Consider the following 25179-nt stretch of genomic DNA (forward strand, 5'->3'; position numbering starts at 1 on the left):
GGAAGGTGATGAGCCGCGCTCAGCGTCGCGGCTCATAATTCGCGTAGTGCCGCCGCGGGTCGCGCGCGCAGCACCGGCAGGCTGCCGGCCACACCGATCGCCACGGTCGTCGCCACGCCCACCAGCAGCGTCGCCGCTACCGCGCCCCAGTCGGGCAGCCACTCGAAGCCGAACAGCCGGGTGACGACATACCAGCCGCCCGCGACACCGAGCAGCAGCGCCACCGCCGCCGCCACCAGCGCCAGCAGCGCATATTCGAGCAGCTGCATCACCAGTACCTGCCGCCGCGTCGCGCCGAGCACCTTGAGCACCACCGCGTCATAGGTCCGAGTCGCGCGCGCCGCGGCGATCGCGCCGACCAGCACCGCCACGCCGGCGAGCACCGCCACGCCTGCCGCGGCGGCAATCGCGGTCGCCATCTGGCGCACCACCGTCTGCACCTGCGCGAGCACGCCGCCCACCTCGATCACCGACAGCGAGGGGAATCGCGGCAGCAGCGCGCGCGTCACCGCGCCGGTTCGCGCCGCGGGCATGTCGATCGTGGCGGCGAGATTGTGCGGCACGTCGGCCAGCGCACCGGGCGAGAACACCAGCACGAAGTTGAAGCCCAACGTGTCCCAAGCGATACGGCGGAACGAGGCGATCGTGGCGGTGCGCTCCAGCCCCAGCACCGAAACCGTCAGCGGGTCGCCGACCTTGAGCCCGAGCGACTGCGCCAGCCGCTCGTCGACCGACACCAGCGGGCGTCGCGCCTCCGCCGTGCTCCACCAATGGCCGGCGCTGAGGGTACTCCCCGCGGGCAGCGCCGCGGCGAAGGTCAGCCCGCGCTCGCCGCGCAGAGCCCAGGCGCCTTCCGGTATCTCGGCGAGATCGGCGACGCGCGTCTTGGCATAGCCGGTAATCGTGCCGCGCATCAGCGGCACGGTCGCGATCGTCGCCTTCGGCGATGCCGCGACGACGGTGGCGCGGAAGTCGCGCTCGCGCTCGGGCGGCACGTCGAGCACGAACAAGGCCGGCGCGCGCTCGGGCACGCTGCGGGTGATATTGCCGTCGAGGCTGGTGCGGATCGTCGCGAGCAGCACGAACAGCGTCAGACCAAGCCCGAGCGCGACCACCAACGCGACAGTGCGCGCTCCCGGGCGATGAAGCGCGGCGAGCGCGAGCCGCGGCAGCGGTCGGCGCGGCGGCGGCACGCGCGCCGCGAGCCAGCGCACCGCATGACCGAGCGCGACGAGCAACAGCAGCGTCGCCGCGGCGGCGCCGAGGAAGCCGGCGGCGAACAGCGGCCGCTCGCTCGTCGCGAGCACCAGCGCCACCAGCGCGGTGCCCGCCGCCGCCATCCAGGCGGCGGCGACGCGCCCGCCGCGCGCCCGCCGATCATGGACGCCGCGCAGCAGCGCCGCGGCGGGCACGCGCCCCGCCGCCACCAGCGCGGGCGCACAGAAGGCGAGCGCGATCAGCAGGCCGTACAGCGCCGCCAGCGCGAGCGGCAGCGGCGCCACCACGAAGCCGGGTGCCACCGGCAGCACCGCGCCGGCAAGCGCGCCGACCAACGGCACCGCGACCAGCCCGGCGACGAGCCCCAGCGCGATCCCCACCCCCGCCACCGCGAGCACCTGGATGAGGTACACGCGAGTCACCGTCGCCGAGGTCGCGCCGAGCACCTTGAGCATCGCCACGCTCGCGCGCCGCTGCTCGAGATAGGAAGAGACGCCGTTGCCGACGCCGATCCCCGCGATCACCAGCGCGGCGAGCCCGACCAGCGTGAGGAACTCGCCCATGCGCGCGATGAAGCGGCTCGCGCCGGGGGAGGCGCGGTCGCGCGTGCGCGTCTCCCATCCCGCCGCGGCGAAGCGCCTGGCGAAGCTCGCCACCGTCGCCGCGGGATCGCGCGCGCCGATCGCGACGCGGTACTTGGTCTCGTAGAGGCTGCCCGGCTGCACCAGCCCAGTGCGCGCCAGCCCGGCGCTCGACACCAGCACGACCGGGCCGAAGCTGAAGCCCTCGCTCAACCGGTCGGGCTCGTCCGCGATCACGCCGGCGACTCGGAAGGTCGCGGCGCCGAGCCGCAGCGGGTCGCCGACGCGCAGCCCTAGCCGCTCGACCAGTGCGGGCGCGACATAAGCAGTGTCGGCGCCGGTCACGCGCACGGCTCGTTCCGAGGCGAGCGTGAGCCGACCGTAGAGCGGATAGGCCGGGTCGACCGCCTTGAGCTGCACCGGTGCGGTGGCCCCGTCGCGAGCCACCGCCATCGACTGCATCCGCACCGTCTCGGACACGCGCCCGAGCCGCGTGATCGCGGCGCGCTCGTCGGCATCGGCGGCGCGCTGCGAGATCGCGAGCTCGACGTCGCCGCCCAGCAGCACGCGGCCGCGTGCCGCCAGCTCGCCGGTGATCGCCTGCGTCAGGCTCCCGATCGCGGCGAGCGCGCCGACGCCGAGGAAGAGGCACAGCAGCAGCAGGCGCAGGCCCTTGAAGCGGAGCGACAGCTCGCGCCGAGCGAGCCGCCAGGCCAGCGCCCAGCCGCTCATCGGAGCCGCCCGTCGGCGAGCTCGACGATCCGGTCGCAGCGCCGCGCCAGCGCCGCGTCGTGCGTGATGATGACGAGGCTGGCGTCGGTGGCGCGACGCCGCTCGAACAGCAGGTCGACGATACGCGCGCCGGTCGCGGCGTCGAGGTTGCCGGTCGGCTCGTCGGCGAACACCAGCGAAGGGCGCGGCGCCAGCGCGCGCGCGATCGCAACGCGCTGCTGCTCGCCGCCCGAGAGCTGCGCGGGATAATGATCGAGCCGGTGACCGAGCCCGACGGCGGTCAGCTCGGCCTCTGCCCGCTCGCGCACGTCATCGGCGCCCTGCAGCTCGAGCGGCACCATCACGTTCTCGCGCGCGGTCATCGTCGGCAGCAGGTGAAAGGCCTGGAGCACGATGCCGATCCGCCCGCGCCGCGCCACCGCCAACGCGTCCTCGTCGAGCGCGGCGAAGTCGAGCCCCGTCACCTCGACTTTGCCCGACGTCGCGCGCTCCAACCCGGCGAGCACCGCCATCAGCGACGACTTGCCCGACCCCGAGGCGCCGAGCAGCGCCACGCTCTCGCCCGCGGCCACCGCGAGATCGACCCCGCGCAGGATCTCCACCGGCTCGGCGCCGCCAAGCGTGAGCCTTACATCGCGCGCGGCGATGACCATATGCGGCGACGACATTCAGCGGAGCCGGGGCGTAAGTGACGCGATCATATCTGACATATGCGGCGCCGGCGGCGCTTCTCCAAGCCGCGCTGATGGTGGCGGGCTGTTCGCCGCGTGACGAGAGCGCTCCCGATGGGCCGCGGGTCAGCGGCAACGACAGCGAGGCGGTGCCCGCGCCGGTCGCGACCGTGCCGCTTAGCGGACCCGAGCGAGTCGTGCTCGCGCTCGGAGACAGCCTCTACGCCGGCTACGGGCTGAGCCGCGGCCAGAGTCTGCCCGACGCGATCCAGGCGCGGCTGCGCGCCGGCGGGATCAACGCGCGGCTGGTCAATGCCGGGGTCTCGGGCGACACCACCGCCGACGGCCGACGCAGGCTCGCCTACACGCTCGATCGGCTGGGCAAGAGACCCGACCTGGTGCTGCTCGGGCTCGGCGGCAACGACGTGTTGCGCCAGCTCGATCCCAAGGTAACGCGCGACAACCTGGCCGCGATGCTCGACGTGTTGCAGGAGCGGGGCATCCCGGTGGTGCTGACCGGCATGCTCGCGCCGCCCAACCTCGGGCCGGATTACGCGGGGAGGTTCAACGCCATCTATCCGGAGCTGGCGAAGCAGCATCATGCGCCGCTGTACCCGTTCATTCTCGACGGCGTGCTCGGCGACCGGACGCTGATGCTGCCCGATGGCGTTCACCCGAATGCGCGCGGTGTGGCGCGGATCGCTGATCGGGTGACGCCGGTAGTGCGAGAGGCGCTGGCGGAGACGATCGAGGGCTGAGGGAAGGTTGAGCCGTCAGCGCCTTCCGTTGCGGCGGCTCTTGCCGTCATACTCCCCGCTCCTTCGTCCGCCCCGCTTCGTCAGGTTTACCGTTCCGGCACCCTCATTCTTTTCGTCATCCCAACGGAGGCCGGGATCCACCGTTCCGCATAGGCACCGGCCAGCAGGTGCACGGACGGGCGGATCCCGGCCTTCGCCGGTATGGCGGACAGCTGTGAAAGATGCGTGCGACACAAGCCTGCTCGCCACCTCTCCACCGTGCGCCTTACGCCTTACGCCTTCTTCAGCTCGTCCGGCTTGTGAACCGCTTCCTTGCCCGACTTGTCGCTCTTGACGCGATATTGCGGGTCGTCCTTGCTCGCCTTGGCAGTGTGGCCGCCGGCCTTGGTGGTCTTGGTCTCCTTCTTGACCACCTTGCCGCTGGTCTGGCCCTGCGGCGTGTCCCACTTCACCTTGTCGCCGGCCTTGAGGGTCTTCGTCATGGCTGCTCTCCTGTGGCTCGGCGGACTAAAGTGGGTTAACTCTACACTTGTTCCCTCGCCTTGAGGATGCGGCGATTTCCTCACTCGCGTGTTGGAGGACGCGGTTCCGAGGAGAGAGCGATGAGTGAGAGCGAGAAGATCACCACCGGCGCCAACGACCGCGCGGTCGACGAGCCGCTGGCGAGCGGCGCGCCCGGTATCCCCGACGACGCGCTGCTGCCCAGCGAAGACCTGCCCGATCCGCCCAGCGACGAGGAAGTAGCGCGCGTCGCCCGCCAGCTCGGCGCACCGCTGCCCGACGCCTGAGCGGCATCCGGAGCCCAGGGCCGCGAGGATAGCGTACGTGGCACTGGGCTTCTGCATGCGCGGGAGCACGCGCGTGTGTGACAGACGTCTCCTAGAACCGCGCCCGCATCGCCCCCGCCAGGGTGCGCGGATCGGCGGGCGTGTGGAGCCGCTGCGTGCCGTCGAACCAGACATATTCGTGTCGGTCATTCGCGAGGTTGCGCAACTGGATCGACAGCTCCACCGCGCGGGTGAGCTGATAGCCCGCCTCGGCGGTGAGCTGGACATAGCGGCCGTAGCGCCCCTGCGCGTTGGCGGGGGTGAGCTCGTAAGACGACTGCCCATTGCCCCACAGCGACCCGCGCCATCGGCCACCGCGCGGCGCCCATTCCAGCCCGGCGGTGTAGAGGTCGCGCGGGACGTGGTCGATCTCGTTGCCCGCCTGCGACGGTGTCGCCGGATCGGGTACGCGGATCACGGCTCGCTGGTGCGACCAGCTCGCCCAGGCCGACCAGCCACCGCCCGGCTGGACGCTCGCCTCAAGGTCGAAACCGCGCCGCCGGGTCGCGCCGAGATTGTCGAACTCGCCAGCGGGATCGTTGAGCCGGCGGCGCAGCTCGCCGCTCGCGGTCTGCTGCCACAGCGCCGCGCGCGCGGTGAGCCAGCGGCCGCGTGACAGCCGCACGCCGGCCTCATAGCCCTCGTTGATCGAAGGGGCGACGTCGCGCATGCGCGGCGGCACGATGAACGCGCCCGTGCCGGCGCCGATCTGGAAGGTACGGCCGTAATTGCCGTAGGCCGTCACTCCCGCGATCGGCTCGACCGCCACCGACAGCTTGGGCTGGCTGATCGTGCCATAATCGTTGACTGGATAGGCGCGGCCGTTGAGCCGGTTGACATAGTCGCCGCCGACCCGGTCGAGCCGCCACGCCGGCGTCACGCGCAGCCAGCGCAGCGGCGTCAATACCGCCTGGACGTAACCGCCGCCGACGGTCAAGTCGATGTCCTGGTCGCGCGTCGCCGCGACGACGCGACGATTGTCCGTCGTCCAGCGCTGGCTGACATTATGCTGCCACTGCACGTCGCCGCCCGCCTCGGCCATCAGCCAGGACGCGACGTGCCAGTGGAGCGCCCCGACGACACCATATTGCTGCTCCTCGGTGAGCCGCTGCTGCTGCGGCACGCCCGCGGAGAAGCGGACGTAGCGATTGTCGTCGATCGTGTTGGCATAGCCGCTCAGCGAGAGCGCCACATGCTCGCTAGGCGCAGCGTCGAGCGTCACCGCATATTGGCCGAGCTCGCGCGTGCCGCCGTCGCTCGCCGACACCGAATAGGATAGCCGCCGGTCAGTGTAGGCATCGCCGTCGGTGAGATAGCCCGGTTCGTCGGCGGCGGCGCGGCTGTGGCGCGCGATCAGACCGAGCTGCGCGTCGCCGAGATCGAGTCGCCACTTGCCGGAGAGCGTCAGCCGGTCGAACCCGGCATGGTCGCGATAGCCATCCGAGCGGCGGTAGCCGAGCGCGAGATTCTGGCTCAGCCGCCCGGTCTCGGCGCCGGCGGCGAGCTGCGCCTCGGCGGTACCGAACGCGCCCGCGCTCACGCGCGTATCGAGATAGGTGCCGCCGCTGCGCGTGACGATATTCGCGCTGCCCGCGATGGCGTGGAGCCCCCAGCGCGGATCGGAGGTGCCGCGCACGAGCTCGACCGAGCCGATCGCGAGCGGCGACACCAGGTCGATGAAGTCCATGCGCCCCGCGTTGTCGTTCGAAGGGATGCCGTCGATCAGCAGCTTGACCGCGTTGATCTCGCCCTCGCCGTTGAAGCCGCGGATCGAGAAGCGCCCCGAGGTGGTGCCCTGGCCGAAGTCGGTCAGCACCACACCGGGGAGCCGCGCGAACAGCTCCCAGGCGTTGTCGACGTTCTGCCGTTGCGTGACGTCGCCGCCGAGCACGTCGACCGAGGTGAGCACCTCGCTGGTGGCGCGCGTCATCGACCGCGCGGTGACGACCACCTCGCCGATGGTGACGCCGGTCGTGGACGCCGGGTCCGGGGCGTCCTGCGCGCGCGCCACGGCGGGAAGACAGGCGAGCGCGACCGCGCTCGCGGAGAGAAGATGACGGGACATAAAGATTCCGATCGCTCGCGCGCCGAGGGCACGCCGCCGCTGAAAGGCCCGTACGCCGCCGGGCGCCGGGCGTGATGGTGGGAGATCAGGCGAGCGCGGGCGGCGCGTGGCTCGGCGGGCGGAGGCGGTCGGCCGCGGCGATCCGGAGCGCGCGGACGAGCGGCGTCGCGGCGAGCGCGACCGCATCGGTAGGCGGCGATAGCGGCGGCAGGTCGCCCGCGGCGAGCGTGGGGAGGCCTAGGCCGGCGAAGGCGCAGGGCGGTTCGGCGTGGCGATGCGGCTCGCCATGGTCGGTGCCCTGATGCGCCGCGTGGTGCGCCGCCATCGCCGGCGTCGCGCCCCACTCGGGACAGGCGACCAGCGTGATCCCGTGCGCCGAGGCGGCCGGCATGAAGCCCGCGGGCACGACCAGCCGCAGCGCGAGGGCGAGCAGCAGCAGCCAGGCCGTCATCGCCGATCGTCGCGCGATCAGGTGCCGCAATCGCGCCATCGCCGCTCAGCTTCCGGACGCGCGCGAGCCGCCACCACGACGGGGGCGGGTCGGGTCAGGGCGTGCGGCGCGTTCTTTCACCATCGGCTAACCATCCTACGCGCCTAGTCGTAAATGCCCGGTTTAAACAACGATCCACGCTAAGAGATTAGAAACGCATCGGCCCTATCTACATCTCACCACCGTGAGGTCCGTTCCATGAAGAACATGAAGATCAGCGCCAAGCTGCTTACCGCCTTCGGCATCCTCGCCGCCGCTCTCGTCGTCATGGCCGTCATGTCGGTCAGCGCGCAGAGCAAGTTGAACGATGCCGCCGAGACGCTCGGCCGCAGCCGGCGGGAGAAGCTGGTGGCGATCGCGACAATCAACACCGGTACGTCCGATTACCGCGTTGCCGAGGCGACCAGCATACTCTCGACCGAGCCCGACAAGATCGCCGAGGCCGAGAAGGAGGCAGCGGATACCAACGCGCTGATCGATCAGAACATCGCCTATCTCGACAGGAGTCTGAGCAACCCGAAGGCGATCGAGGCCTTCCGCGTCTTCCGGCAGCACTGGGCCACGTACATCGCACAGTCGCGCGCGACGCTGCAGCTCTCGCACGCCAATCAGAACGAGCAGGCGTTAGCTTCCTACCGCCGCAGCAAGCCGCTCTTTGACCGTGGGAACGACGACGCTGCCGAGATGCAGCGTGTTCAGGTCAAGTTGATGGAGACCGAGATGGACGCGGCAAGCGCGCTGTATTTCTGGTCGCGCGATGTCACGATCGCGCTCAGCCTCGCCGCCCTGGCGCTGACCATCGTCCTCCTGATCTCGCTGATCCGCGGCATCGCCACGCCGCTGACGGCGATGACCGCGACGATGCGCCGGCTCGGCGCGGGCGACCTCAACGCCGAGGTCGCGGTCGATCCGCGCCGCGACGAGGTGGGTGAACTCGCCGGCTCGATGGTGGCGTTCCGCGATCAGCTCGTCGCCGCCGAGCGCGCCAAGCAGGAGCAGACCCGCCTGATCGTCGACAGCGTCGGAAGCGGGCTCGACTCGCTCGCGCGCGGCGACCTCACCGCGCGGATCGACGCCGAGCTGACCGGTCCGTTCGCCAAGCTCAAGGACGACTTCAACAACGCGATGCAGTCGGTCGCGGGCACGCTCACCGCGGTCAACGCCAGCGCCGAGGGAATCACCAACGGTGCCAGCGACATCCGCCAGGCGTCGGACGATCTGTCGCGCCGTACCGAGCAGCAGGCCGCCAGCCTGGAAGAGACCGCGGCGGCGATGCACGAGATCACCACCACGGTGCGCGACACCGCCGCCAACGCCACCAAGGTCAACGGCGTGGTGACCGAGACCCGCCGCGACGCCGAACAGTCGGGCGACGTGGTGCGCCGCGCGGTCGAGGCGATGAACGGGATCGAGCGCTCGTCCAACGAGATCAGCGACATCATCGCGGTGATCGACGGGATCGCGTTCCAGACCAACCTGCTCGCGCTCAACGCGGGCGTCGAGGCGGCGCGTGCGGGTGACGCCGGCAAGGGCTTCGCGGTGGTCGCCTCCGAGGTGCGCGCGCTGGCGCAGCGTTCGGCCGACGCCGCCAAGGACGTGAAGAGCAAGATCACCGCCTCGACCGAGCAGGTCGATGCCGGCGTCACGCTGGTGGCGCAGGCGGGCGAGGCGCTGAGCCGCATCACCGGGCGGATCGGCGACATCAGCGCTCTGGTCTCGGACATCGCGTCCGCCGCCGAGCAGCAGGCGACCGGACTCCAGCAGGTCAATACCGCCGTCAGCGAGATGGACGGTGTCACCCAACAGAACGCCGCGATGGTCGAGGAGGCCACCGCCGCGGCGCGCAGCCTGGCCGAGGAGACCGAGAATATGGCGCGCCAGGTCAGCCGCTTCCGGCTGGGCGACCGCCCCGTTCAGGCGAGCGCCTCGCGGCGGGAGGCGGCCGCCTCGCCGGTTCACCAGCTCCAGTCCCGCGCCGCGAACGCGGGCGCTCGAATCGCCGCGGGCGCACGCGCGAACCGCGGCAGCGCCGCGGTGGCGGTGGCGCAGGACGACTGGTCGGAGTTCTGAGCGGCTCCTGATCTTGATCCAGCGGCGTCATCTTGAACCGAGTTCAGGATGACGCCGATCTCGCACTGGTGTGCTCGTCGACGGCTCGTCCCGCGACCTCCCGCCTCACCGATCCCGCTCCCAATCTCCGGAACACCCCCGCCCCCCGTTCGTCCAACCGCGGAGCGACGGGAGACAGCGGATGGGCAAGAGCGAGCCGACACGGGTGGTCATCACCGGGGCGTCGAGCGGGATCGGTGCCGCCACCGCGATCGCCTTCGCCCGCCGCGGCGCGCGGCTCGTGCTCGCTGCGCGCGGCGAGACCGGGCTCGCCGACATCGCCGAACGCTGCCGCCACGCCGGCGGCTGGGTCGAGACGCGCGTGGTCGACGTCACCGATGCCGTCGCGGTACAAACACTGGCCGAGGAGGCGCACACCCTGCTCGGCGCGATCGACCTATGGTTCAGCTGCGTCGGCGTCGGCGTCGTCGGCCGCTACCATGAGGTGCCGCTGGCCGACCACGGGCGCGTCATCCAGGCCAATCTGCAGTCGCACATGAACGAGGCGCACGCGGTGGTGCCGATCTTCCTCGCCCAGGATCGCGGCACCTGGGTCAACATGATCTCGGTCGGCGGCTTCGTGGCGACCCCCTATGCCGCCGCCTATGCTGCGAGCAAATTCGGCCTGCGCGGCTTCAGCGAGGCGCTGCGCGGCGAGCTGTCGCGCCACCCGAACGTGCACGTCTGCGACGTGTACCCCACCTTCGTCGATACGCCAGGGATCGACCACGCCGGCAACTATTCGGGCGCGCGGCTGACGCTGCCGCCGGGCGCGCTCGCCCCCGAGACCGTGGCGAAGGCGGTGGTGCGGCTCGCCCGCCACCCGCGCGACACGACCGTCGTCGGCGCGCCAGCATTCTTGTTGAAGCTGGGGCAGTTCGCCGCGCCCAATCTGATGGCCGCGGTGATGAACGGCTTCATGGACAGCTGGTCGACGCGTGCGCCGCGCGGCGAGGACACGCCGGGCGCGATCCACGAACCGCCCGCGGGCGCGAGCGGCCCCGACGGCCACCGCCGCGACCCGCACCGCGGACGCAAGGCCGCTGCCGCCGGTGCGGTCGCGCTCGCCGCGCTGGCGGGCGTCGCACTGTGGCGCGGACGCACCAAGTGAGGACCGTGCGGCTGCGCGACGGCGCCACCGTCCCCGCGCTCGGTCAGGGCAGCTGGATGATGGGCGAGCGCGCCGACCGCCGCGACGAGGAGATCGCCGCGCTGCGTACCGGAATCGACCTCGGCATGACGCTGATCGACACCGCCGAGATGTACGCCAACGGCGAGTCCGAGCGGGTGGTCGGGGCAGCGGTCGAAGGGCGCCGCGACGACGTCTTCCTCGTCAGCAAGGCCTATCCGCAGAACACCTCGCGCACGCGACTGACCGGCGCATGCGAGGCGAGCCTCGAGCGGCTCGGCACCGACAGGCTCGACCTGTACCTGCTCCACTGGCGCGGCGGCGTGCCGCTCGGCGAGACGGTCGAGGCGATGGATGCGCTGGTCGCGGCGGGCAAGATCCTGCGCTGGGGCGTCAGCAACCTCGACCGTGCCGACATGGAGGAGCTCGTCGCCGCGGCCGGCGGCGACTGCGCGACCGATCAGATACTCTACAATCTGACGCGCCGCGGGCCCGAGCTCGAGCTGCTGCCATGGCTGGTCGCGCATGACATGCCCGTGATGGCGTATAGCCCGGTCGAGCAGGGCCGCCTGCTCGGCCATCCCGCGCTCGCCCGCGTCGCCGCGGCACGCGGGGCCACCGCCGCGCAGGTGGCGCTGGCGTGGCTGCTCGCGGGCGAGGGCGTGATCGTCATTCCCAAGGCCGGGCGCGCCGAGCACGTCCGTGAGAATCGCGCGGCGGCGGACCTGATCCTCACGCCGGAGGAGCTGACCGAACTCGACCGCGCCTTCCCGCGCCCGAGAACAGCCATGCCGCTCGAGATGCTGTAAGCGGAACGCAGAGGCTCGCCTACTTCGGCGCGGGCGCGGTCACTCCCGCCACCGTCTGCACCACGGGGCGCATCGTCCCGTCCGGATTGTAACGCAGGTATTCCACCGTCACGGCGCGGCGCCCGATCGCGCCGTTGAGGTCGCCGATCGCCAGCGTCGCGTTGTGGAGGAAGAGGTACCAGTGCTTCTTGAACTCGACGATGCCGGGATGGATCGTGAAGCTGTACTTGCCCGATCTGGTCAGCTCGCCGCGATACGTCCACGGTCCGCGGATCGTCGGCGCGGTGGCATAGGACACCTTCTCGTCGCGGTGCCTGCTGCGGTCGAGCGAGGCGTAGGTGAGGTAATAGAGCTTGCCGCGCTTGTGCAGCCACGGCCCTTCCTCGAAGTGCGGCGGCGTGATCTCGGTGATCGGCCCGTCGAGCTCGATCATGTTGGGCTTCAGCTTGGCGATATAGCATTGCCGGTTGCCCCACGCGATCCAGGTCGTGCCGTCGTCGTCGGTCAACACGGTCGGGTCGATGTCCTCCCAGCTGTGCGTGCCCTTGGGTGTCATCTCGTTGGTTATGAGTGCCGAGCCCTTGGCGTCGACGAACGGACCGGTGGGCTTGTCCGCCACCGCCACCGCGATCGCCTTGCCGGGGTGGGTCGAGTCATGCTCGACCGCGGCGTAGAACCAATATCTACCGTTCTTGCGGATCGCCTGCGAGGCCCAGGCGTCCTGCTTGGCCCACTTGAAATCCTTCACGTTCATGATCGGGCCGTGCGCGGTCCAGTGGCGCATGTCGGTGGTAGAATAGACCAGCCACTCCTTCATGTTGAACATCTCGTCACGCTGCGCCTCGTCGTGCCCGACGTAGAGATACAGCCGGTCGCCGACGACCAGCGGCGCCGGATCGGCCGTGAACCTGTCGTGGAAGAGCGGGTTGGAACCCGGCACCGGCGCGCTCGCCGCCATCGTACCGCTCGCCAGCAGCGCCAGCGCGCCCAGGCCGACCCCTCGCCATCCCATCCCGCGCTCCCCGTTTACCTCGTTCGCAGAGCAGCTTAGCTCACAGACGCGGGGCGGCAAGCCCGGTCTAGGCTGACGGCAGCGTCAGCCGCACCGCGAGGCCGCCGCCGCTCGCCTCCTCCAGCGCCAGCGTGCCGCCGTAGAGCGCGACCAGCTCGAACGCGATCGCCAGCCCGAAGCCGTGGCCGTCGCCGCGCTCGTCGAGCCGGGTGCCGGGGCGCGCGACCCGGTCGCGCTCGGCTGCGGGGATGCCCGGCCCGTTGTCGCTCACCACCACCGTGACCCAGCGCCCCTCGCGCGCGGCGCGCAGCGCGACGTGGCCGGCGGCGTGACGCGCGGCATTGTCGAGCAGATTGCCGAGCAGCTCATCGAGATCCTGCGGGTCGACCGCGACCGCCAGATCGGCGGGCACGTCGAGGCTGATCCGCGCATCACGGTGCAGCGCTCCCACCGCGGCGACCAGCCCCTCGGCCGCGGGGCGCAGCGCGGTCGCGGCGCGGCGGTCGATCGCGGCGGCGCGCGCGCGCGCGAGATGGTGGCGGATGGTTCGATCGATCCGCTCGACCTGTGCTGCCTGCTCGGGCCGGTCGCGCAGGTCGAGCGCCAGCGCCGCGACCGGGGTCTTGAGCGCGTGCGCGAGATTGGACGCGGCGCCGCGCGCGGCCGCGAGCGCGGCCGCATTGTCGGCGGCGAGCGCGTTGAGCTCGGCGGCGAGCGGGCGCAGCTCGGCGGGCTGGTCCTCCTCGACCCGCTCGCGCGCGCCGCCGCGGATCGCCGCCACCTGGTCGCGCAGCCGTCGCAGCGGCGCCAGACCGACGCGCAGCTGCACCAGCATTGCTGCGGTCAGCACGGCCGCCACGGCGGCGAGCGCGCCGAGCAGCGGCCATAACGCCCCCTCGATCGGGCGCCGCAGCACCGACTGGGGCGCCGCCGCGCTGAGCGTGACGTCGCCCCGGCCGGTCGCGATCACCAGCTCGCGCGCGTGCACCGCCCCCTTTGTCCCGGCCGCACCCTCGCGCGGGCGCGGACCCCGCGGCGCGATCGGCCCGGCCGGGGGTGCCGGGTCGAGCGGCGGGAAGTCGGCCGAGCCGAGCGTCCCGTCGGGGCCGGCGATGCGCCACTGCCACTCGGGGCCGGCGTCGAGCGCGCCGCGCACCCGCTCGAGCCGCGCGCGATCGAGCCGCCCGTCGGCGTCCACCGCGCTGGCCAGCAACGTCAGCTCGGCGTCGAGCCGCCGGTCGAGCCCCTCCACCACGAAGCGCCCCAGCAGCGCCGCCATCGCCGCGCCGGCGAGCGCGAGCGCGACCGCGGTGGCGAGCGCGGACACGATCAGCATCCGCGCCTGGATCGAGCGCGGCGCGCGGGCTGTCACTCGCCCACCAGGCGATAACCGCGCCCGCGCACCGTCTCGATCAGCGCGGCGCCGATCTTCTTGCGCAGGCGACCGACGATCACCTCGAGGCTGTTCGAGTCGGTGTCGGCGTCACCCTCATAGACCTTCTCGAGCAGATCGAGCCGTTCGATCACCACACCCTTGCGCAGCATCAGCTGCGACAGCACGCGCCATTCCAGCGCGGTGAGCTTGAGCGGCAGGCCGTCGAGCTCGAAGGTGCCGGTCGGCGCGTCGAACGAGAGCGGACCGGCGCGCAGCAGCGGCTGGGCGTGGCCGGCGGCGCGGCGCACCAGCGCGCGCAACCGCATCACCAGCTCCTCGACGCGGAACGGCTTGACGAGATAGTCGTCGGCGCCGGCCTTGAAGCCCGCCACCTTGTCGGACCAGCCGTCGCGCGCGGTGAGCACCAGCACCGGCAGGTCGCGCCCAGCGGCACGCCACGCGCGCAGCACCGCGACCCCGTCGATGCCGGGCAGCCCGAGATCGAGCACCGCGGCGTCATATTGTTCCGTCTCGCCGAGGTGCGCGGCGTCGATGCCGTCGTCGACGAGATCGACCGCGCAGCGCTCCTCGCGCAGCGCGCGCGCGATACGGGGACCCAGGTCACGGTCGTCCTCGACGAGCAGGATACGCATGGGGCGGCGCTATACACCCGGCTTAAACCGAAACTGAACCACCCGGTTCAGCGCGGGTGGCGGGGGGTGGGCGTAGAGACGGTGCATCGCAAGCAGAGGAGCTGATCGATGACCCTTCTACCCCATATCACTGCCCCGCGCCGCGTCGCTTTGGCGGGTGCGGCGCTACTGGCGATCGGCGCCGCGGGCGGCGCCGGCGCGATGGCGCTGACTCGTCCCGCGGTCGAGATGGCGCCGACCGTGCCGACCGCGGTCGCCAAGCTGCCCCAGTCGAGCGGTGTGGTCACGGTGCGCGGCCGCGTCGCCGCGGTGTACGGCGACCGCTTCGTCGTCGAGGATTCGACCGGGCGCGCGCTGGTCGACGCCGGGCGCGGCTCGGCGCCGAACGCGGGCGCGCCGGTGCTGGTGCAGGGCCGGTACGGTGACGGCCAGCTGCGCGCGCGCTTCCTGGTCGACAGCGCCGGCGCGCGCGAGGTCGGCCCGCCGCCGCGCGGGCCGGGTGCGCCGCCGCCGCCCCCCGCGCCGGGTGCCGGAGCGCCGCCGCCCCCGCCGGGCGCTGGTGCGCCCCCGCCTCCACCGCCGCCCCCGGGTGCCGGGGCGCCGCCTCCCCCAGGCGCGGGCGCTCCGCCGCCGCCGCCGCCGCCGGCCGCGGGGACCGCGCCAGCGCCCGCCGGGAGCGCACCGCCGCCTCCGCCACCGGCCGACACCGGGGCGACTCCGCGCTGAGCGCACCGGCGTGAAGGAGGGGCCCCGGAGCGATCCGGGGCCTCGCTGCCGTTCAAAGGAAGGCGATGCTCTCGCTGCTGCTCGCGCGCCGCAACCGCCGGTCATGGCGGCGCCGCCGCGTCTCACCGAGGAGGAGGACTCGCTGACTGGCTGGGGCGGCAGGATTCGAACCTGCGAATGCCGGTACCAAAAACCGGTGCCTTACCGCTTGGCGACGCCCCAACAGGCCCGCGCGCTTAGCCGCGCGCGGCGCACAACTCAACCGATACGTCGCAGCCAGCCGTGCGGGTCGGGCGCGCGCCCGCGTTGCACCGCGCTCAGCCGGTCGAGGAAGCGTGCGGTCAGCTGGCCGGTCGCGCCGCTGCCGATCGTGAACTCATAGTCCGGGCCGGCGGCGCGGCCGATCGGGGTCACCACCGCGGCGGTGCCGCAGGCGAAGCTCTCCACCAGCCGGCCGCTCGCCGCATCCGCGCGCCACTGCTCGATCGCATAGGGTTCCTCGCGCACCACCAGTCCCTCGTCGCGCGCGAGCTGGAGGATCGAATCGCGCGTGATGCCGGGCAGGATCGTGCCCGTCAGCGGCGGGGTCTGGAGCGAACCGTCCTCGAACACGAAGAAGATGTTCATGCCGCCCAGCTCCTCGATCCAGCGCCGCTCGGCGGCGTCGAGGAACACGACCTGGTCGAAGCCGCGGCGAATCGCCTCCTGCTGCGCGATCAGGCTGGTGGCATAATTGCCGCCGCACTTGGCGGCCCCGGTGCCGCCGGGCGCGGCGCGCGTATACTCGTGGCTGACCCACAGCGACACCGCGCGCGCGCCGCCCTTCCAATAGGCGCCGACCGACGAGGCCAGCACCATGTAGAGATACTCGGCCGACGGCTTGACGCCGAGGAACGCCTCCGAGGCGATCATGAACGGGCGCAGGTAGAGCGAGCCGCCCTCCACCGAGGGCATCCAGTCGCGCTCGGTCTGCACCAGCCGCTCGCACGATTCGAGGAACAGCTCTTCGGGCAGCTCGGGCATCGCCATGCGCCGCGCGGAGGCGTTGAAGCGCCGCGCGTTGGCCTCGGGGCGGAACAGCGCCAGCCCGCCGTCCTCGAGCCGATACGCCTTGAGGCCCTCGAAAATCTCCTGCGCGTAATGGAGCACCGACGAGGCCGGATCCATCGTCAGCGGCACGCGCTCGCCGATCCGCCCATCGTGCCAGCCGCGCCCTTCCGAATAGTGGAGGATCGCCATGTGGTCGGTGAAGACGCGACCAAAGCCCGGGTCTACCAGCCGCGCGGCGCGCTCGTTGGCGGGGACGGGCGACGGATGCGGCTCGAACGCGAAGTTCACGGAAATCAGCTCCCAGGGACCAGGGTCGGCGATGGCCGGGCGTCGCGACAAGAGATCGCATTGCCGGGTTGCGGTGGCCTAGGGCCGATGGCAAAGCCGGTCAACATGGCTGCCTCAACCCAATCCGCCTCGCCGCTTTTCCTGCGCGAGACCGAGATCCGCCGCGGGATCGAGCTGCTCTATTTCGGCAACAGCCACATCACGCGCTCGATCGATCGCGGGCTCGCCAAGCAGGGCCTCGGCCGCGCGCATCACCGCGCGCTCTATTTCATCGCGCGCAAGCCCGACATGCCGGTGAGCGAGCTGCTGGCGCTGCTCGCGATCACCAAACAGTCGCTCGGGCGCGTCCTCAACGAGCTGATCGAGCGCAACATGGTCGAGACCCGCCCGGGCGAGCGCGACCGTCGCCAGCGGCTGCTGCGGCTCACCGCGGAGGGCACCGCGCTCGAGAGCGAGCTGTACGACTCGCTGCGCGAGAAACTGTCGGCGGCCTATTCGCGCGCTGGCCAGGGCGCGGTGACCGGCTTCTGGGCGGTGCTCGAGGGGCTGATCCCGCCCGAGGAGATGGGGCGGGTCGAGGCGCTGCGCGGCTGAAGCGGATCGCGATGGGGCGCGGCGCGTCCGCTGCGCCGCGCCCAGAGTGCCGTGTCCCCGCTTGGTCGAACCGGGCTCGGTCGGCGAGTCGCCGTTCCACATACACGTCGGCGATAGAGTGTGCGGCGCGGTGGATCCCGGACCAAGTCCGGGATGACGGATGTGAGGAAGGTACGCCGGCAACAGTGCAACGCTACGCGCGCCGAAAGTCTTCTCTCACATGGCCCCGTCTCTCACCCCGCCCCGTATAGCCGCAGGGCGTCGGCCTTGAACGAGGCGCCGCTATCGTTGCGCGAGTAGAACATATGCCCGCCCGGGTAGACGCGTAGCTGCACCCGCTCGGCCGCGCCGAAGGCCGGCATCTGGTCGACGATCAGCCGCGACGCGAAGAACGGGCAGGACAGATCGTCCCAGCCGTGCACGATCATCACCTTCATCTTGGGATCGTTGGCGATCGCCTTGCGCAGGTCGGTCACCGGCGTGTCCGCCGGCTTGCCTCGGTCCCATGCCTCGTTCACCTTGTACGACAGCGCGTTGTAGCGCGCGTCTGTCTTCCAGCCGACCTCGCGCGTAACGAAATCGACCATCGCGCTGGTGGTCGGCGCGATCAGCGCGTCGAGGATTGGGTCGTTCGACTGCTGCTGCGCCGACCAGGGGAAGGGATCGAAGGCGGTGACGTTGGAATCGTAGACGCTGCCGATCGTCCCCTCGGCGCGATGAACCTCGCGCAGATAGGTGCGGCTATCGACCCGCCCGCCGAGCTTCTGCACCAGCGCCTGGTCGAGCCCGGTGAGCTGGGTGACTCGGCCGACGATCCGCCCGGTCGCCTCCGGGTCGGAGCGGCCACGCAGCAGGTCGCGCGCGAAGTCGCCGCGGGTATAGGCCTCGACCTCGGCCATCGCGGCGGGGGTCAGCTTGCCCTCGCGCTCGAGGTTCGCCGCCGCCATCGAGGGCAGGTCGATCATCCACGGCAGCGGCGACAGCGCGGTGGCGTCGTCGCCCGAGGCGGGATCGAGGTACGGCGAGACCATGATCAGGCCGTTGATCCCGACGCCGATCTGCGACTGCAGCTCATAGGCGATGCGCGGCGCGCGATAGCCGCCGTAGCTCTCGCCCATGACATATTTGGGCGAGCGCAGCCGCTCCTCCTTTACCAGCCAGTCATACACGACCTTGGAGAGGTATCGGATATCGGGATCGTTGGCGTAGAAGGCCTTCTTGGTCGCGTCGGCGTCGACCAGGCTGCGGCTGAAGCCGGTGCCGATCGGATCGATGAAGACCAGGTCGGTGAAGTCGAGCCAGCTGTTGGGATTGTCGCGCGCGACCGGCGCGTCGGACGGTGAGTCGCCCTGCGCCCCGAACTGGACCCGCTTGGGCCCGACCGCGCCCATGTTGAGGTACACCGAGGCGGCCCCCGGACCGCCGTTGAAGGCGAACGTCACCGGCCGCGACGGATCGCGCCCCGGCACGACATAAGCGGTGTAGACGACCTGGCCGATCTCCTTGCCGCTGTCGTCGCGCACCGCGATCGTGCCGACCGTCGCCTTGTAGCTGATCGCACGGCCGTTGATCCGCGCGCTCTGCGTGATCGTCTTGTCGGCCGGGAGCGGCGGCAGCTTGAGCGCCTCCTCCTCCTTCTTGCTCTCGACCTTCGTGATGGTCTTGTCGGTCTTGTCGGACTGGGCGTGGGTGAGGCCGCTGGTGCCGAAGAGCAAGGTGGCGAGCAGCAGGCGGAACGGTCTGGCCAAGATGTACGATCCCTGTGTGGCCGCGATTGCGCCGCGGCTCATGTCGCTGACGGTGTAGTCCCCCACGCGCGGCTGGCAAGCCGCGCGAGAGCCGAGGTGGCGCGTCGCGGCGCCGAGAGCAAGGCCACTCTCCTCACTATATGTCGGCGCTATGCGTTTGGCCCCTTTCGACCTGGCATTCCTATGCCGGGTCCGCCAGATCGTGCCGGTGCGCAGGCCTCCGAAGCAACCGCGTCGGGCGGCAAGGTCTCCCTGCCCTCCGACCGTCGCGCCGCGACGATCCTGCTCCCGCTCCCGCGCATTCTGGTCTATCTCAACGCGATGAACGAGGTCGCGCCGTCGTCATCCCTCCCGGCGCGCGGCGCCGGCGCGCCTATGGGAGGCGGCTGATGGCGCCGGGCAGCGATCGCCCTGATCCGGACGCGCTGCTGCGCGCCGCCGCGCAGGAGGGCCGCGGCCGGCTGAAGATCTTCCTCGGCGCCGCGCCCGGGGTCGGCAAGACCTATGAGATGCTGTCCGAAGGTGCGGCGCGGCGGCGTGACGGCGTCGACGTCGTCGTCGCCGTGGTCGAGACCCACGGGCGCGTCGAGACCGAGGCGCTGGTGCGCGGCCAGGAGGTCGTGCCGCGCCGCGCCATCGCCTATGAGGGGCGCACGCTGCACGAGATGGACCTGGACGCGGTGCTCGCGCGCGCGCCTCGCCTCGCGCTGGTCGATGAGCTGGCGCACAGCAACGCGCCCGGCAGTCGCCACCCCAAACGCTATCAGGACGTGGAGGAGCTGCTCGCCGCCGGGATCGACGTGTACAGCACCGTCAACATCCAGCACGTCGAGAGCCTCAACGACGTCGTCGCCAGCTTCACCCGCGTTCGAGTGCGCGAGACCGTGCCAGACCGCATCCTGGAGGCGGCCGAGATCGAGGTGGTCGATATTCCGCCCGACGAGCTGATCGAGCGGCTGAAGGCGGGCAAGGTCTACCTGCCCCAGGAGGCGACGCGCGCGCTGTCGCATTTCTTCTCCAAGTCGAACCTGTCGGCGCTGCGCGAGCTGGCGCTGCGCCGCGCCGCACAGGCGGTAGACGCGCAGATGCTCGACGACGTGCGCGCGCTCGGGCTCGGCGGCACCTGGGCGGGCGGGGAGCGGATCGTCGTGGCGATCAACGAACTGCCCGGCGCCGACGGGCTGGTGCGCGCCGCCAAGCGCGTCGCCGACGGGCTGCGAGGGCCGTGGACCGCTCTGTTCATCGAGACGCCGCGCGCCGCCGGCTTCACCCCGGCACAGCACCAGCGGCTCGCCGCGACGATGACGCTCGCGACGCAGCTGGGCGCGGCGGTGGCCACGGTACCCGCGCCCGACGTCGTCGACGGTATCCAGCGCTTCCTCGCCGACGCGCGCGCGACCCAACTGGTGATGGGCAAGTCGCAGCGCTCGCGCTGGTTCGAGCTGCGCCACGGTTCGGTGGTCGATCGGCTGATCCGCGACACGCCCGGTGTCACCGTCCACGTCCTCCCCGTCCCCGCCGCCGCCGGGCGGGAGCCGTGGACGCGCGCCGCACCGACCCCGGGGACCACCGCGGGTTATGCGAGCGCCGCGGCGATGGTCGCGGGCGTCACCGCGGCGGGCAGCGCGCTGGTGCACGTCATCGACCTCGGCAACATCGCGCTGCTCTACCTCCTGCCGGTGATGGCGGCGGCGAGCCTGTTCGGCCTGCGCTGCGGATTGTTCGCCGGCGTGGCCTCGACGCTCGCCTATAATTTCTTCTTCCTCCCGCCGGTCGGCACGCTGAGCATCAGCAACCCCGAGAACGTGATCTCGGCGATCGTGCTGCTCGGCGTCGCTGTGGCGACCAGCCATCTCGCGGCGCGGGTGCGCGCGCAGGCCGATCTCGCCGCGGCGAGCGCGCGCACCAACGCCACGCTGGCGGGCTTCCTGCGCGAGATCAGCGGCGTGACCGACCGTGACCGCGCCGCCCAGATGATCTGCGACGACGTGCGCCGACTGCTCGACGTCCAGGTGGTGCTGCTCACCCGCTCGCCCGCGGCGGGGCTCGACATCCTCGCGGCGAGCGATCCCGGCTACCGGCTGGAGACGATGGACAGCGCCGCGGCAGGCTGGGCGTTCGACACCGGCGCCACCGCGGGCAAGGGCTCGGGCACGCTGGCGGCGTCGGAATGGCTGTTCGTGCCGCTCAAGGCGGGCGAGCGGGTGCTGGCGGTGCTCGGCGTCGCGCGCGCCGCCGGCGGTGACCCGGTCCGCGCCGACCAGCTGCCGCTGCTCGCCAGCCTGGTCGATCAGGCCGCGCTGGTGCTCGAGCGGCTGCGGCTCGCCACCGAGATGCGCGACGTCGAGGAGGTGCGCACGCGCGACCGGCTGCGCGCGGCGCTGCTCTCCTCGGTCAGCCACGACCTGCGCACCCCGCTCACCGCGGTGATGGCCGCCGCGGCGCAACTTCACCACGGTGCCACGCCCGAGCTGATCGGCACGATCGAGAGCGAGGCGGAGCGACTCAACCGCTTCGTCGCCAACCTGCTCGACATGGCGCGGGTCGAGGCGGGCGCGCTGCGGCTGCGGGTCGACGCGGTCGACCTCAGCGACGCGGTGACCGGCGCGGCACACGACGCGCGCCGCGCGCTGGAGGGCCATGCCGTTCGGCTCGACGTGCCGCCCGACCTGCCCTTGGTGCGCGCCGACCCGCAGCTGCTCCATCACTGCTTGCTCAACCTGCTCGACAACGCCGGCCGCTATGGTGACCCGGGCAGCGCGGTGGTGATCGAGGGACGTCACCGCTTCGGCGAGCTGCGCCTCGCCGTGCTCGACGAGGGGCCGGGGCTGCCCGCCGGGAGCGAGGTCGAGGTGTTCGAGACGTTTCGCCGGCTGGAAGGCTCGGATCGTGCCACGGGTGGCACTGGGCTGGGCCTCGCGATCGTCAAGGCATTCGCCGAGGCGATGGGGATGACCGTCACCGCCGCCAACCGCGAGGACGCGTGCGGCGCCGTCTTCGCTTTGGTCTTCCCGCCCGCGCTGATCGTGCGTCCCTCGACCGGCGAGGCGGCGTGATGGCGCGCGTGCTGGTGATCGACGACGAGCCCGCGATCCGGCGGCTGCTGCGCAACACGCTGACCCGCGCCGGTTATGACGTGGTCGAGGCGGGCAACGCGCGTGACGCCTTGCAGCAGCGCGCGACGACGCACCCCGACGCGATGCTGCTCGACCTCGGCCTTCCCGATCGCGACGGGCTGAGCCTGATCCCGCTGCTGCGTGACCACAGCGACGCGGTGGTGCTGGTCGTCTCGGCGCGCGACGCGGTGGAGGAGAAGGTGAGCGCGCTCGATCTCGGCGCGGACGACTACGTCACCAAACCGTTCGACAGCGAGGAGCTGCTCGCCCGTCTCCGCGTCGCGTTGCGCCACCGTGCTGCCGGTGCGGCCGCACCGCGCGAGATCCGCCGCGGCGACCTCGCCATCGATCTCGACCGCCGCGAGGTACGGCGCGGCGGCGCCGAGGTGCATCTCACCCGCAAGGAATATGACGTGCTCGCCGAGCTGGCGCGTCACCTTGGCAAGGTCGTCACCCACCAGCGCGTGCTCGCCGCTGCCTGGGGCGGCGACGAGGAGGCGCGAATCGAATATTTGCGCATCGTCATCCGCAACCTGCGGCAGAAGCTGGAGGCGCCGGCCGAGGTGGGCAGCGTGATCGCCAACGAGCTCGGCGTGGGCTATCGCCTGCGCGGGGATGGCTGAACGGCTATTCCTGAGCTTTATCAAAAGCTTTCGATCAAGAAGCCAAGCATCCTTTTCTAACCTGCTTCGTATCTGAGGTCGGCGGTCGGAACGACGGGCGCCCGGCGCCCCGCTGATCATCGGGGCAGGAGAGAGATCTATGCCCGGGAGTGAGCATCTCATCGATGCCCTGGAGGCGCGCGTCGAGCGTCGTCACCAGCGGCGCGACTTCTTCAAGACCGCGATCGCTGGTGTCGCGATGGGCACCGCCGGGCTCGCGCTCGCCGGCCGCGCCGAGGCACAGTCCGCGCCGAGTGACACCGATATCCTCAACTTCGCGCTCAATCTCGAGTATCTCGAGGCGCAGTTCTACAGCTACGCCTATAGTGGCGAAGGCCTGCCCGCGGCGCAGCTGACCGGCACGCAGACGCAGGGCGCGGTGACCGGTGCGCGCAAGGCCAATCTGACCGACCGCGCGGTGATCCAATATGCGCGCGAGATCGCGGCCGACGAGGTGGCGCACGTCGCCTCGCTGCGCCAGGCGCTGACCTCGGGAGCGGTGGCCCAGCCGGCGATCGACCTGTCGGCGACGGTCTTCACCGCCGCCGCCGTCGCCGCCGGGGTCGATCTCAGCGCCAGCGGCGGCGTCTTCGACCCTTATGCCAATGACGACAACTTCCTGATCGCCGCCTATATCTTCGAGGACGTCGGCGTCACCGCCTACAAGGGCGGGTCGCCGCTGCTCAGCAACCCCGATATCGTCGACGCCGCCGCCGGCATCCTCGCCGCCGAGGCGTTCCACGCCGGCATCATCCGCGGCGCACTCTATCGCCGCGGCGTCGACGTGCCGGCCGTCTGGACCATCACCGAGCAGATCTCGGGCGCGCGCGACCTGCTCGACGGCACCGCCGTCTCGGCTGGTCCGCCGCAGCGCGTCGCCGACGACGACCAGGGCGTCACGCCGGTGCAGAACCAGTTCGGCCTCGCCGCCAACATCGTGCCGACGGACGAGAACGGCATCGTGTTCAGCCGCACTGCCGAGCAGGTCCACAACATCGCCTATCTGACGCGCCAGGCCGCAACGTCGGGCGGCTTCTTTCCCAACGGCACCAACAACCCCAACGCGGCGCTGCGGCGCTCCGGCGCGAACTGAGGAGGCGGCGATGAGCGACCAGACCGAGTTTCTCGACCTCATGGAGCGCGCCGAGCATCAGCGTCGTGCGCGCCGCAACTTCATCCGGCTGTGCGGCGGCGCGGCGGCGATGACCGGCGGCCTCGCGCTGCTGTCGGGCTGTAACGACGATGATGACGGCGAACCCGCACCCACCGTCTCACCCACGCCGACGCCGACCGTGAGCGACGCCGATGTGCTCAATTTTGCGCTCCAGCTGGAGTATCTCGAGGGCAATTATTATTCGTACGCGGTCTCGGGCCAGGGCATCGCAGCAAACCTGCAGACCGGCGCCGGCGCGCAGGGTGCGGTGGTGACGGGCAGCGGCGACGGGGCCGCGCGCGCGGTGACCTTCACCGACCCCGTCGTGCAGCAATATGCGCGCGAGATCGCCTTCGACGAGCTCGGCCATATCGGCTTCCTGCGCGCCAATCTCGGCAGCGCCGCGGTGGCGCAGCCGGCGATCAACCTGTCGGGCAGCGCGAGCGTGACGATCGCGGGCGCGACCGCAGTCGGCGCCTTCACTGCCGCCGCGCGCGCCGCCGGCGTGATCGGCGCGACCGACATCTTCGACCCGTTTCTCAACGACGAGAACTTCCTGATCGGCTCCTACCTGCTCACCGACGTCGGCGTGACAGCCTACCGCGGCGCGGCACGGCTGATCAGCAACAAGACCTTCTTGGAAGCATCGGCGGGGATCCTCGCGACCGAATGCTATCACGACGGCGTGATCCGCTCCGAACTGTGGCGCCGCGGCCTGACGGTGCCGAGCATCTATACCCGTATCACGCAGATCTCGAACACGCGCGACGGGCTCGACGGCTCCACCGAGAATGACCAAGACATCGGTGACGCCACCACCGCCAACCTCGTGCCGACCAACGACGGCGGGCTGGTGCTCGGCCGCAACGCCGCGCAGGTGCTGAACGTCGTCTACCAGAACAAGGCGGCGGTCTCGTCGGGCGGCTTCTTCCCCGCCGGACTGAACGGCACGATCAAGACCAGTCAGGCCAACGCCTGACATGCCCGCTCACCGCACTCTCGCGAGCGAGGGTGCGGTGAGCGGCGAGGCGCTCAATCAGGCGGGCCAGAGTCCACTCGGCCAGGGCTCGAGGTCGTAGCGCTCCTCGATCGACCACGCCTCGTCGGAGAGGCGCTCGCCACGCATCCAGTGGCGATCCTGGTCGTCGCCGGGTGGCAGGTCGCGCGCGAGCGCTTTCTCGCGCTCCTCCTCGGCGTGTAGCGCCCTCACCTTCTGCTCGGCAGCTTCGCGATTGGTCATGGTGACACTCCTCGGCAAAGGCAGAACGAACCATGCACGATTTCCGCCGCGCCGAATCGCCCTGATCTCTGTCAGTCGTCGCGCGCGGATCGATGAGGCGACGCGAAGGCTAGGAGGTTGCGCGCGGACGCGTTACCAACGGCGCGGATGCGAACCGCATTGCGATCGGGAGT

At 71.3% G+C, this 25179-nt stretch carries 22 protein-coding genes and 1 tRNA gene; 11 read left to right on the top strand and 12 right to left on the bottom strand.

Annotation, left to right across the window (positions count from 1 at the left end; genetic code table 11):
* Window positions 1-32: 32 nt before the first annotated feature.
* Window positions 33-2531, bottom strand: a complete 2499-nt coding sequence (locus FHY03_RS14775; RefSeq protein ID WP_183931523.1) for an ABC transporter permease — start codon at window positions 2529-2531, stop codon at window positions 33-35.
* Entirely contained in the window at window positions 2528-3199 is a 672-nt protein-coding gene (locus FHY03_RS14780) for an ABC transporter ATP-binding protein (RefSeq protein WP_260159120.1), read from the bottom strand. Before FHY03_RS14780 ends, FHY03_RS14775 begins: the two co-directional genes overlap by 4 nt.
* Window positions 3200-3219: 20 nt before the next feature.
* Between FHY03_RS14780 and FHY03_RS14785 the strand changes: the two genes are divergently transcribed.
* Window positions 3220-3960, top strand: coding sequence for an arylesterase (locus tag FHY03_RS14785; RefSeq protein ID WP_311721813.1), 741 nt, complete (start codon window positions 3220-3222; stop codon window positions 3958-3960).
* Window positions 3961-4232: 272 nt separating this feature from the next.
* Here the strand turns inward: FHY03_RS14785 and FHY03_RS14790 are convergent, their stop codons facing one another.
* Window positions 4233-4442 carry a DUF2945 domain-containing protein gene (locus tag FHY03_RS14790; RefSeq protein ID WP_183919502.1) on the bottom strand — a complete coding sequence of 70 codons (210 nt, stop codon included), beginning with the start codon at window positions 4440-4442 and terminating at the stop codon, window positions 4233-4235.
* Between the two features lie 120 nt (window positions 4443-4562).
* Between FHY03_RS14790 and FHY03_RS14795 the strand changes: the two genes are divergently transcribed.
* Window positions 4563-4748 (top strand): hypothetical protein, encoded by a 186-nt coding sequence (locus FHY03_RS14795; protein ID WP_183919500.1) that lies wholly within the window; start codon window positions 4563-4565, stop codon window positions 4746-4748.
* A gap of 91 nt (window positions 4749-4839) precedes the next feature.
* On the opposite strand, the gene FHY03_RS14800 is transcribed toward FHY03_RS14795, so the two are convergent.
* Window positions 4840-6852, bottom strand: a complete 2013-nt coding sequence (locus tag FHY03_RS14800) for a TonB-dependent receptor (RefSeq protein ID WP_183931524.1) — start codon at window positions 6850-6852, stop codon at window positions 4840-4842.
* Window positions 6853-6937: 85 nt separating this feature from the next.
* Window positions 6938-7303 carry a hypothetical protein gene (locus FHY03_RS14805; RefSeq protein WP_183919496.1) on the bottom strand — a complete coding sequence of 122 codons (366 nt, stop codon included), beginning with the start codon at window positions 7301-7303 and terminating at the stop codon, window positions 6938-6940.
* A gap of 237 nt (window positions 7304-7540) precedes the next feature.
* On the opposite strand from FHY03_RS14805, the gene FHY03_RS14810 reads away from it, so the two are divergent.
* From FHY03_RS14810 to FHY03_RS14820, 3 genes are all read left to right on the top strand, one after another.
* Window positions 7541-9412 carry a methyl-accepting chemotaxis protein gene (locus FHY03_RS14810; protein WP_183919494.1) on the top strand — a complete coding sequence of 624 codons (1872 nt, stop codon included), beginning with the start codon at window positions 7541-7543 and terminating at the stop codon, window positions 9410-9412.
* 181 nt (window positions 9413-9593) lie between these two features.
* Complete coding sequence (locus FHY03_RS14815) at window positions 9594-10562, top strand: SDR family oxidoreductase (protein WP_183919492.1); 969 nt, start codon at window positions 9594-9596, stop codon at window positions 10560-10562.
* The gene (locus tag FHY03_RS14820) at window positions 10559-11389 is read left to right on the top strand and encodes an aldo/keto reductase (RefSeq protein ID WP_183931525.1); all 831 of its coding nucleotides are present in this window, start codon (window positions 10559-10561) and stop codon (window positions 11387-11389) included. Before FHY03_RS14815 ends, FHY03_RS14820 begins: the two co-directional genes overlap by 4 nt.
* Before the next feature lie 19 nt (window positions 11390-11408).
* On the opposite strand, the gene FHY03_RS14825 is transcribed toward FHY03_RS14820, so the two are convergent.
* The 3 genes from FHY03_RS14825 to FHY03_RS14835 form a co-directional block, all read right to left on the bottom strand.
* Window positions 11409-12401, bottom strand: coding sequence for a glycoside hydrolase family 43 protein (locus FHY03_RS14825; RefSeq protein WP_183919488.1), 993 nt, complete (start codon window positions 12399-12401; stop codon window positions 11409-11411).
* Between the two features lie 67 nt (window positions 12402-12468).
* Window positions 12469-13737, bottom strand: a complete 1269-nt coding sequence (locus tag FHY03_RS14830) for a HAMP domain-containing sensor histidine kinase (protein ID WP_183931526.1) — start codon at window positions 13735-13737, stop codon at window positions 12469-12471.
* A gap of 32 nt (window positions 13738-13769) precedes the next feature.
* Window positions 13770-14429, bottom strand: a complete 660-nt coding sequence (locus FHY03_RS14835; RefSeq protein ID WP_183931527.1) for a response regulator transcription factor — start codon at window positions 14427-14429, stop codon at window positions 13770-13772.
* A gap of 108 nt (window positions 14430-14537) precedes the next feature.
* On the opposite strand from FHY03_RS14835, the gene FHY03_RS14840 reads away from it, so the two are divergent.
* Complete coding sequence (locus tag FHY03_RS14840) at window positions 14538-15155, top strand: hypothetical protein (protein WP_183919484.1); 618 nt, start codon at window positions 14538-14540, stop codon at window positions 15153-15155.
* Window positions 15156-15302: 147 nt separating this feature from the next.
* Here FHY03_RS14840 and FHY03_RS14845 read toward each other — a convergent pair.
* Window positions 15303-15377: transfer RNA gene (locus FHY03_RS14845), tRNA-Gln, on the bottom strand.
* 36 nt (window positions 15378-15413) lie between these two features.
* Complete coding sequence (locus tag FHY03_RS14850; RefSeq protein WP_183921344.1) at window positions 15414-16499, bottom strand: branched-chain amino acid aminotransferase; 1086 nt, start codon at window positions 16497-16499, stop codon at window positions 15414-15416.
* A 99-nt stretch (window positions 16500-16598) separates the two neighbouring features.
* Between FHY03_RS14850 and FHY03_RS14855 the strand changes: the two genes are divergently transcribed.
* On the top strand, window positions 16599-17087 hold the full coding sequence (locus FHY03_RS14855) for a helix-turn-helix domain-containing protein (protein WP_183919482.1): 489 nt from the start codon (window positions 16599-16601) through the stop codon (window positions 17085-17087).
* 233 nt (window positions 17088-17320) lie between these two features.
* Here the strand turns inward: FHY03_RS14855 and FHY03_RS14860 are convergent, their stop codons facing one another.
* Window positions 17321-18835 carry a S10 family peptidase gene (locus FHY03_RS14860; RefSeq protein WP_260159135.1) on the bottom strand — a complete coding sequence of 505 codons (1515 nt, stop codon included), beginning with the start codon at window positions 18833-18835 and terminating at the stop codon, window positions 17321-17323.
* A 389-nt stretch (window positions 18836-19224) separates the two neighbouring features.
* Here FHY03_RS14860 and FHY03_RS14865 point away from each other — a divergent pair, with 389 nt between their 5' ends.
* The 4 genes from FHY03_RS14865 to FHY03_RS14880 all read left to right on the top strand — a co-directional run bounded on the left by FHY03_RS14865 (window position 19225) and on the right by FHY03_RS14880 (window position 24745).
* Window positions 19225-21891, top strand: a complete 2667-nt coding sequence (locus tag FHY03_RS14865; RefSeq protein ID WP_183919478.1) for a sensor histidine kinase KdpD — start codon at window positions 19225-19227, stop codon at window positions 21889-21891.
* Complete coding sequence (locus FHY03_RS14870) at window positions 21891-22574, top strand: response regulator transcription factor (protein ID WP_183919476.1); 684 nt, start codon at window positions 21891-21893, stop codon at window positions 22572-22574. Before FHY03_RS14865 ends, FHY03_RS14870 begins: the two co-directional genes overlap by 1 nt.
* A 139-nt stretch (window positions 22575-22713) precedes the next feature.
* Window positions 22714-23706 carry a ferritin-like domain-containing protein gene (locus FHY03_RS14875; protein WP_183931529.1) on the top strand — a complete coding sequence of 331 codons (993 nt, stop codon included), beginning with the start codon at window positions 22714-22716 and terminating at the stop codon, window positions 23704-23706.
* 10 nt (window positions 23707-23716) lie between these two features.
* Window positions 23717-24745, top strand: a complete 1029-nt coding sequence (locus FHY03_RS14880; protein ID WP_183919472.1) for a ferritin-like domain-containing protein — start codon at window positions 23717-23719, stop codon at window positions 24743-24745.
* A gap of 57 nt (window positions 24746-24802) precedes the next feature.
* Here FHY03_RS14880 and FHY03_RS14885 read toward each other — a convergent pair whose 3' ends face one another.
* Complete coding sequence (locus FHY03_RS14885; RefSeq protein ID WP_183919469.1) at window positions 24803-25006, bottom strand: hypothetical protein; 204 nt, start codon at window positions 25004-25006, stop codon at window positions 24803-24805.
* Window positions 25007-25179: the final 173 nt, after the last annotated feature.

Source organism: Sphingomonas sp. BK345, assembly GCF_014193845.1.
In the GTDB taxonomy this organism is placed as follows: Bacteria; Pseudomonadota; Alphaproteobacteria; order Sphingomonadales; family Sphingomonadaceae; genus Sphingomonas.

Bases quoted from the DNA above. Each gene is read 5' to 3' on its own strand.
- FHY03_RS14885 (WP_183919469.1), bottom strand. From the start codon at position 25,006: ATGACCAATCGCGAAGCTGCCGAGCAGAAGGTGAGGGCGCTACACGCC.
- FHY03_RS14825 (WP_183919488.1), bottom strand. From the start codon at position 12,401: ATGGGATGGCGAGGGGTCGGCCTGGGCGCGCTGGCGCTGCTGGCGAGC.
- FHY03_RS14815 (WP_183919492.1), top strand. From the start codon at position 9,594: ATGGGCAAGAGCGAGCCGACACGGGTGGTCATCACCGGGGCGTCGAGC.
- FHY03_RS14805 (WP_183919496.1), bottom strand. From the start codon at position 7,303: ATGACGGCCTGGCTGCTGCTGCTCGCCCTCGCGCTGCGGCTGGTCGTG.
- FHY03_RS14795 (WP_183919500.1), top strand. From the start codon at position 4,563: ATGAGTGAGAGCGAGAAGATCACCACCGGCGCCAACGACCGCGCGGTC.
- FHY03_RS14880 (WP_183919472.1), top strand. From the start codon at position 23,717: ATGAGCGACCAGACCGAGTTTCTCGACCTCATGGAGCGCGCCGAGCAT.
- FHY03_RS14800 (WP_183931524.1), bottom strand. From the start codon at position 6,852: ATGTCCCGTCATCTTCTCTCCGCGAGCGCGGTCGCGCTCGCCTGTCTT.
- FHY03_RS14870 (WP_183919476.1), top strand. From the start codon at position 21,891: ATGGCGCGCGTGCTGGTGATCGACGACGAGCCCGCGATCCGGCGGCTG.
- FHY03_RS14875 (WP_183931529.1), top strand. From the start codon at position 22,714: ATGCCCGGGAGTGAGCATCTCATCGATGCCCTGGAGGCGCGCGTCGAG.
- FHY03_RS14830 (WP_183931526.1), bottom strand. From the start codon at position 13,737: ATGCTGATCGTGTCCGCGCTCGCCACCGCGGTCGCGCTCGCGCTCGCC.
- FHY03_RS14775 (WP_183931523.1), bottom strand. From the start codon at position 2,531: ATGAGCGGCTGGGCGCTGGCCTGGCGGCTCGCTCGGCGCGAGCTGTCG.
- FHY03_RS14840 (WP_183919484.1), top strand. From the start codon at position 14,538: ATGACCCTTCTACCCCATATCACTGCCCCGCGCCGCGTCGCTTTGGCG.
- FHY03_RS14865 (WP_183919478.1), top strand. From the start codon at position 19,225: ATGGCGCCGGGCAGCGATCGCCCTGATCCGGACGCGCTGCTGCGCGCC.
- FHY03_RS14855 (WP_183919482.1), top strand. From the start codon at position 16,599: ATGGCTGCCTCAACCCAATCCGCCTCGCCGCTTTTCCTGCGCGAGACC.
- FHY03_RS14810 (WP_183919494.1), top strand. From the start codon at position 7,541: ATGAAGAACATGAAGATCAGCGCCAAGCTGCTTACCGCCTTCGGCATC.
- FHY03_RS14780 (WP_260159120.1), bottom strand. From the start codon at position 3,199: ATGTCGTCGCCGCATATGGTCATCGCCGCGCGCGATGTAAGGCTCACG.
- FHY03_RS14835 (WP_183931527.1), bottom strand. From the start codon at position 14,429: ATGCGTATCCTGCTCGTCGAGGACGACCGTGACCTGGGTCCCCGTATC.
- FHY03_RS14790 (WP_183919502.1), bottom strand. From the start codon at position 4,442: ATGACGAAGACCCTCAAGGCCGGCGACAAGGTGAAGTGGGACACGCCG.